Origin of the sequence: Mesorhizobium sp. M5C.F.Ca.IN.020.32.2.1, assembly GCF_004023105.1 — a bacterium.
GTDB lineage: Bacteria > Pseudomonadota > Alphaproteobacteria > Rhizobiales > Rhizobiaceae > Mesorhizobium > Mesorhizobium wenxiniae.
On record NZ_RZSX01000355.1, the window covers coordinates 1 to 6,127 of the forward strand.

The window sequence follows — 6,127 nt, forward strand, 5'->3', positions numbered from 1 at the left end:
GTCTTGAACAGGAATGTAACCAAATGAATTTGACGGTCTTTGGAATTGGCTATGTCGGTCTCGTGCAGGCGGCGGTGCTTGCCGAAGTCGGACACCAGGTGGTGTGCGTCGACATCGACGTGAAAAAGGTCGAGCGGCTCAATCAGGGCCTCATCCCGATTTTCGAGCCCGGGCTCGAAAACCTCGTCAAGGAGAACCACGCGGCCGGCCGCATCAAGTTCACCACCGATGCCGCGGCCGCCGTCAAGCATGGCCAGATACAGATGATCGCTGTCGGCACGCCTCCGGGCGAGGATGGTTCTGCCGACCTCAAATATGTGCTGGCCGTTGCCGAGGCCATCGGCCGGGAGATGGACGCGCCCAAGATCGTCGTCGGTAAGTCGACCGTGCCGGTCGGCACCTGCGAGAAGATAAAGGCCAGGATCGCCGCGACGCTGAAGGCGCGCGGCCGCGAGGATCTGGGTTTCGACGTCGCCTCCAATCCGGAATTCCTCAAGGAAGGCTCCGCGGTGGCCGACTGCATGAAGCCCGACCGCATCATCGTCGGAACCGGCAGCGAGGATACCGAGGCGGTGATGCGTGAGCTTTACGCTCCGTTCAACCGCAACCACGAAAAGATGATCGTGATGGATGTGCGCAGCGCCGAGTTCACCAAATACGCGGCCAATTGCATGCTGGCGACCAAGATCAGCTTTATGAACGAAATGGCCAACCTGGCCGAGGAACTCGGCGCCGACATCGAGGAGGTCCGCAAGGGCATCGGCAGCGATCCGCGCATCGGCTACCACTTCATCTATCCGGGCCTCGGCTATGGCGGCTCATGCTTCCCCAAGGACGTGCGCGCCCTGATCAAGACCGCCGAAGGCGTCAAATTCGATGCCAAGCTGCTGCGCGCGGTCGAGGAACGCAACAACGAACAGAAGTCGGTCCTGTTCGACAAGGTGAACCGCTATTTCAAGGGCAATCTGAAGGGCAAGACCTTTGCGCTGTGGGGCCTCGCTTTCAAGCCCAATACCGACGACATGCGCGAGGCGCCGGCGCGTGTCTTGATGGAAGCGCTCTGGAAGGCCGGTGCCAAAGTGCAGGCTTACGATCCCGAGGCGATGCAGGAATGCCAGGCCATCTACGGACTGCGCGACGATCTGCTTTTGTGCGGGACCAAGGAGGCGGCGCTGCGTGGCGCCGATGCGCTCATGATCGCAACCGAGTGGAAGAACTTCCAGGCGCCGTCGTTCGACGCGATGAAGGATGCGCTGATCACGCCGATCATCTTCGACGGCAGAAATCTCTACGACCCCAAGGTCATCGCTCGCTACGGCATCGAATATCACAGCATCGGCAGGATGGCGGCGTGAGATCATGCGGGAAAGCCTGTTGCCATGACAGCGGGACACGACGGAGGCTGGCGGGAACTGATGGATATCTTCTGCCTTGGTAAACCGCTTTTGAACAAACCCAGAATGCGACAAGGAGCTGGAACCATGAAAGTCCTTTTTGCAGGTGGCAACGGTTACACTCCCCAGTTCAGCGGCGGTGTCCAATCCAGCACCCACCATCTGGCCGAACAGTTGCTTGAACATGGCCACGAGGCATCAGTGCTTGCCGCGCTGTTCGGCCAGGGCGTCTTTGGCTACAAGGCGCGCGCCAAGATGAAGCTTCTGAGGCAGCGCGCCGTCATCGACAGCTATCCCGGTTACCCTGTGGTGCGGGCGTGGTTTCCCTGGGAAGCGGCGCGCTTTGCCGTCGAAAGGCTCGATCCCGACGTCGCCGTCGTGCAGTGCCACAAATCGGTGCCGATCGGAAAGGCGCTGCAGGCGCTTGGCGTGCCGCTGGTCGTCTATCTGCGGAACGTCGAATTCCACGAATTGGGCGGGGATCTGCGAGAGCTGCATTCGGCGCTTTATATCGCCAATTCCGAGTTCACGGCGCGCACCTACAAGGCAAAATTCGACATCGATTCGACGGTCATACCGCCGACCATCAATCCCGCGCTCTACAGCACGCCGACGACAGGCGAGTTTGTTACGCTGATCAACCCTTACAATGAAAAAGGGTTCGAACTCGCGGTGCGCATTGCCGGCCAATGCTCCGAAATTCCGTTCCTGTTCGTCGAAAGCTGGAAGCTCGACGACGACCACCGGGCACAGATCGAACGGACCATCGCGCCGCTGCGCAATGTCAGGCTGGAAAGCCGCACCAGCGACATGAAGACGGTCTATAGCCGGACCAAGATCCTGCTGGCGCCCAGCAAATGGGAAGAGGCCTGGGGGCGCGTGGCATCCGAGGCCCATTGCAGCGGCATTCCGGTCGTCGGGTCCCGGCGCGGCGGCCTGCCGGAAGCGATCGGCGCCGGTGGCGTGGTGCTCGATTATGACGCACCGCTCGACGACTGGGCCGCGGCGATCAGGCGGCTGTGGAACGACAGCCAGGAATATGAACGGCTCTCGGCGGCGGCACGTGAATTTTCCGAGCGGCCGGCGCTGGATCCTGAACGTCAGTTCGCGACCTTCTTTTCGATGCTCGGCCGGGCGGCCCAGCAGGGTTCGCGCCAAGCCGCCTGATTAATGCATGTCGCCCAAAAGCATGCCCTTGAGGCTTGAACCGAGGTTGCGCAGCGGTCGGATGAATTGCAATCTCACTGATCGACATCAGTTCGCCTATAGCCATGAATTGTCATGACCAGTTTGTCCGATGCCGGCATCGGCTCCCATTTGCCGGCCCAACCTGCGTCCATCACCGCGCCTGCCGCAACCCATAGATCGAAGTACGCCTTCATGGGCTTGTTCGGAAAGGCACCGCCCAGAGTGTCAGCCGGCGTAACCACGGCAGCTTCTTTGCCGTCAATGAGGAAAGCAACACGTTTTCCCGCCTCGTATTCTATGCCAAGGCGGTATCTTTTCCCCGAGAGGTCGCCGAGTTGGATCCACTTTAGCCAAACGCTCTTGTGCTGATTGTCGACGTTTGCCCAAACATTGAGCTGTAGTCCTTTCGTGCCCACGAATTCAAAATCGATTTCCTCATGGGCTTTGTCGTTAAAAGTCCAAAGCGGCGCTGCAACAAGCCCTGGCTTCATCGTCGGGAGAGTGACATCCACTTCCCACCTTGCCGATGAAAAGTCCGATTTACCGCCGGCTACGACCTGTGCGGAAGCTTTCTCGCTGACAGTAAGCTGAAGCGCGCCGTCAACGATTTTGGCGTTCGCCGCCTTCCAGTCATAACCTCCGAGCTTTGGCTCGCCCCACTGCGATGGCACGAAGGGATTGTTATACTTCCAAAGTTGGAGCTTGATCGCTGACCAATCCGGAAGCTTGTCAACGGCAGCTTCCGCGTCTCCTGTGGCAGCACTCTCTGCCACGGCTCGCCTATGAACCAGTTGCAATGCTGCCGAGGTAGCAAGAAGAGCCGACAGTTGTCTGCGTGTGAAATTCATGCGTCTATCTCCGACGGCAGATTCCAGCTTTCCCGACGGCTCATGATGGCCGTTCGTGGTGACCGGCGAACCACACCGTAAATGGTGAAATCGGCGGCATGATGTCCCTTGGCCACAGTTTTGGCTCGACATCTAAGCCGGTCGTTTGACCCGGCTCTTCAGTGTCTCATAGCCGCGTTCGCCAAGCAGCCTGCGCGCGACGATCTTGATGGCCGTCTTGCGCCCTTCCTGCGAATTCATCTGTTTCAAACTGCCTGGAAAGTTGCGGGCGATCCGTCCAAGTGCAGGCAGCGACAGCGAGTCGGGATAAATGACCAGATGCGTTTCCACGCACAGCACCGGTTTGCCGGAAAGCTCGGCGATCTTAAGGGCCTGCTGGTGCTCGCTTTCGATGAACAGCATGGCATCGGACTTGCGCTAGAAATCGGCCTTGAAATTGCCATGCACGCCAAGCCGCTGCCGCTCCGCCTTGCTCGGCAGTTCGAGCATGATCAGCTTGTCGTATTTGATGTCGTGCTTTTGGAGCCATGCTTCCGTGTGGTTGCGGTATTCTCAAGCCGGCTGGTGACCAGCCATCCGATCTTGCGGGTCGGGCCAAACAGCGGCAGCGCCTCGCTCAGGAATTTCTCGTGTGCGGGTCCGTCGTCGACCTGGTTTTCAGTGTGCAGAGCGGTGATTTTGCCGGTGCGCGCATTCACTTCACCTCGCTCGGTGCCGGCGCGGGCGGCGTCCGCGCCGGCAGTAGCTTCATAGCTTCCCACAACGATATGGCAACTTTCCCGACCGCATCAAAAATGTTGCAAAGCAACAAAATAGCCCGGAAATTCGGAGCGACAGTAGGCTATCCGAATCCCAGGAAGGAGCACGATCTCCGGCGCTCAGCACGCCAAAATTACAATGGCAACCCAATCCGATTCTGACGCTCTCGTGAGGTACGACTGCGATAGCTGTCGAGCGTTCATGCACGCCAGGCCATCCGGGGTGACAAGACGCCGAGCGATGCTGCCGGCGTGCCACCGTGGCGCGGGGATATCTTCTGCTTGTCGGGTTCAAGCGGCAAGGCTTCCGGAGATGAAGCATCAAGGGCCGGGTCGAGTTGCACAGGTTCTTTGGTTCGCTCCAACGCCACACGGTCGTAAAGCGCATCGAGGAATGCGCCCGCCGGTTCCGCGGCAAACATGATCTCTGCCGTCCACCGGGCTTGACGTCGCAGTGGCGCCATCAGCTTCGGCTGACCGATATATGTCTTTAATCGTTCGATGGACAGGCAAGCGAGGCGCTCGACCTCATCCTGGAAATATTGGGCAAATTTCGCCTCGCCGCGCGAGTTGTATCCCGGATTCCAGCAATTGCCGAGATCGTTGAGTCTCATGGGTAATGAGATTCCGTTGACACCATCCTCCAGGAATTCAGGCAGGGCACAGACCCCCGTTCCGAGAACCGGGGTGTGTTCCGACATCGATTCTATCGCCGAGTATCCAAATGTATCGCCGAAGGTAGCTAGGATGCCAAAATGCGAATTGCGCAACAATCGTCGCACCGAATGGTTTGGCAACGCGCTATAATGCTGGACATTCTTCAGGTCGAGCAACTTGATATACTGGTCAAAGAATCCTGGAGTTGTCGGATCCGTCCATATGCCGCCGCCTACCTGCAGACTCGAAACGATGTTCACTCGAATAGGCAAATTCTGCTCTATTGCTTTTTCCGCGATCTTGACCGCGACGCAGCCGCCCTTGCGGCCAAAATGGGCGCCGACGAACGTCAGCACAAGTTCCTCCGCGGTGTTCTCAAGCATCGCATCTTCCACGGCAGGCACGACGATGTTCGGATGGCGGACCATCAGCTTCTCCGTCAGAAGGCTTACGTTCGGATTGTCGGCGTGCTGACCCAGAAAACACCTGCGGGCAAAATGCGACAAGGCAATAATGCGGCGGCAGCCGGGGTTCGCAATCCGGGACGCCAGGTAACGAGCCATCGGCCCGCGCTTGCGAAGGGCGAACTGACGCGGCAAATGGGATTCGAACGAGATGATGAATTTCGAAGAATTGACCGGGATCCGGTTGAACGCATGCACCACGTCGACGGACAGGGCAGGCTCGATCAACGTCACACCTTCCAACTTCGACGAGACCAGGTTGAACGGTAGGAACCGCTTGCGCAGGATTGTATGTCTGGAGACGCGCGGCGTAACGAAACTGGTCGGATATTTGTCGTTATAGACGGCAATACGAAGAGATTTGGCCATGCCTAACCACCGTATCCAAACAGCGGGATAGGGGATTTTAGCGAACTGCCCTATGGGCGCAGAACTGCCAAATCCTGCAATTCCACTGGAACCAAATACAAGCGCATGAACCCCCCGGCCCCAATTCTCACCAACTTCTCGTCATATGAAAACCGATTTTTTGCTGCAACGCAATAGAACATTCGCGCGGCCTAATGTTTGTGCGGTGCGCGGCAACCGCTAAATCCGCTACATAGCACCAAAAATGTTGCGATGCAGCAAGAGCTGTACTAGCATTCCTGCGGGCGGGCCAACAGCGGTCGAGTTTTCATGCTGCATGTCTTGTACTTGGTACACGACGTCTCCGACCCGGCAGTGCGCCGGCGGATCATAATGCTTAAGGCAGGCGGCGCCCAGGTCACACTGGCGGGCTTCCGTCGGATAGCAAGCCCGGTCGCCGACGTCGAAGG

Annotated in this window: 6 protein-coding genes and 1 pseudogene; 3 read left to right on the plus strand and 4 right to left on the minus strand. The window is 58.4% G+C overall.

The window, feature by feature from the left end; translation table 11 throughout:
* The first annotated feature begins 23 nt into the window (after nt 1-23).
* Both EOA86_RS18335 and EOA86_RS18340 read left to right on the plus strand, forming a co-directional pair.
* The gene (locus EOA86_RS18335; protein ID WP_128342952.1) at nt 24-1,355 is read left to right on the plus strand and encodes a UDP-glucose/GDP-mannose dehydrogenase family protein; all 1,332 of its coding nucleotides are present in this window, start codon (nt 24-26) and stop codon (nt 1,353-1,355) included.
* 126 nt (nt 1,356-1,481) lie between these two features.
* The gene (locus tag EOA86_RS18340; protein ID WP_065006040.1) at nt 1,482-2,561 is read left to right on the plus strand and encodes a glycosyltransferase; all 1,080 of its coding nucleotides are present in this window, start codon (nt 1,482-1,484) and stop codon (nt 2,559-2,561) included.
* A 74-nt stretch (nt 2,562-2,635) separates the two neighbouring features.
* On the opposite strand, the gene EOA86_RS18345 is transcribed toward EOA86_RS18340, so the two are convergent.
* The 4 genes from EOA86_RS18345 to EOA86_RS18355 all read right to left on the minus strand — a co-directional run bounded on the left by EOA86_RS18345 (nt 2,636) and on the right by EOA86_RS18355 (nt 5,678).
* Nucleotides 2,636-3,430, minus strand: coding sequence for a family 16 glycosylhydrolase (locus tag EOA86_RS18345; protein WP_164891814.1), 795 nt, complete (start codon nt 3,428-3,430; stop codon nt 2,636-2,638).
* Between the two features lie 132 nt (nt 3,431-3,562).
* On the minus strand, nt 3,563-3,832 hold the full coding sequence (locus EOA86_RS40395; RefSeq protein WP_245497309.1) for a hypothetical protein: 270 nt from the start codon (nt 3,830-3,832) through the stop codon (nt 3,563-3,565).
* 89 nt (nt 3,833-3,921) lie between these two features.
* The gene (locus EOA86_RS40400) at nt 3,922-4,191 is read right to left on the minus strand and encodes a hypothetical protein (protein ID WP_245497310.1); all 270 of its coding nucleotides are present in this window, start codon (nt 4,189-4,191) and stop codon (nt 3,922-3,924) included.
* Between the two features lie 197 nt (nt 4,192-4,388).
* Nucleotides 4,389-5,678 carry a glycosyltransferase gene (locus tag EOA86_RS18355; protein WP_128342956.1) on the minus strand — a complete coding sequence of 430 codons (1,290 nt, stop codon included), beginning with the start codon at nt 5,676-5,678 and terminating at the stop codon, nt 4,389-4,391.
* A gap of 309 nt (nt 5,679-5,987) precedes the next feature.
* Here EOA86_RS18355 and EOA86_RS40405 point away from each other — a divergent pair.
* Nucleotides 5,988-6,127 (plus strand): annotated as a pseudogene (locus EOA86_RS40405) (glycosyl transferase family 1); the annotation flags it as partial.